The 774-nt window shown below is 46.0% G+C and carries 1 protein-coding gene; it reads left to right on the top strand.

From position 1 onward, the window contains the following. Nucleotides 1-507 precede the first annotated feature (507 nt). Nucleotides 508-723 (top strand): hypothetical protein, encoded by a 216-nt coding sequence (locus F2P44_RS34430; RefSeq protein ID WP_167094593.1) that lies wholly within the window; start codon nt 508-510, stop codon nt 721-723. Nucleotides 724-774 lie beyond the last annotated feature (51 nt).

Here is a 774-nt window from a genome sequence, read left to right as displayed (position 1 = left end):
AATGAGATTAACCATGATTCCGCCACCATAACCGACCAGAATTCGTCCAGCATCACGAAAATGCGATGGAAAGTCGCGCTCCCGTGATGCCGGCCAGTTCAGAAAAATCGTTTTGCAATTGGCTCATTAGACTCTCACGAGCCGTGCATGTCTGTGGCTTTGGAGGCCAGCTCAAGAATTCAAATGGAATCGACCATCGGTAGCGAAGCGGTATTTTTTATTAATGGATATAGAGCCGGCAAATATCCAGCTGCGCTCAATTTCAAACAAATAACGGAAAAGAATAAGGACAAGATACGTACGTGGTGGAAAAATATAATTTACGGAAATAGACTTAAATTTCCACACCATTAATCAGGCAAATCTTTTCGACAGAAGCCGACGTGTTGGATGTGCACCATCACGTCGAGCGCTTGCAAGACAGTAAAAGTCGGCTCGGAATATGCTTGCGCGTTCTGGCCAGCGCGAAGAAAGCCGGCCCCTTACAGAAGATGATCAGAAAAATTTATGAAATTAATTATTGATTTGAGCGACTTTTATTCATCAGGGGATGAAAGACGCTTTTTCCAGGGTTTAAGCGAAAATCCTGCCGTGTCTGGACTTCGCGGTGTCGGACGCCAGCTTCAGGTCACCGTCGTTCAAAACCGATTGAGCCAATTGCAAAACGATTTTTCTGAACTGGCCGGCATCACGGGAGCGCGACTTTCCATCGCATTTTCGTGATGCTGGACGAATTCTGGTCGGTTATGGTGGCGGAATCATGGTTAATCTCAT

Source organism: Massilia frigida (assembly GCF_011682175.1).
GTDB lineage: Bacteria > Pseudomonadota > Gammaproteobacteria > Burkholderiales > Burkholderiaceae_D > Telluria_A > Telluria_A frigida.
The sequence above is the reverse complement of the archived record's forward strand: the minus strand, read 5'-3'. Positions and strand labels throughout refer to the sequence as shown.